A 326-nucleotide genomic window follows, 5' to 3' on the forward strand; every position below is an offset into this window, starting at 1 on the left:
TAAAATTCAGAAATTACATTATCCCCATTATCAACATACCCTCGGCCTTTAATCTGTTTTAAGAAAAACTGTTTTTGTACGTCCGACCCAAAAACCATCCCGTACCCTAATTCTGACATACGACCTAAAGCAACCCGAAAATTACTTGAAAAAAAAAAAATCAAAGACTGTATGCATTGGCTTATCTAACGCTACCTAAAACAGACGTTTTTCCACGCACTTAATGTAAATCCTGCAAAACCTGCCTAAGCCACGTCTTATATCTGAATATCACACGCATACAATCCAGTCACATCCTTTAATCTCGTATTCCATCATCTGATCTA

The 326-nt window shown here is 36.8% G+C and carries 1 pseudogene; it reads right to left on the bottom strand.

Annotated features, from left to right (window positions below):
• A pseudogene (locus tag BTM36_RS30090) lies at positions 1-143 on the bottom strand (ATP-binding protein); the annotation flags it as partial.
• Positions 144-326 lie beyond the last annotated feature (183 nt).

This window comes from Herbaspirillum sp. VT-16-41 (assembly GCF_001994935.1).
GTDB lineage: Bacteria > Pseudomonadota > Gammaproteobacteria > Burkholderiales > Burkholderiaceae_D > Herbaspirillum > Herbaspirillum frisingense.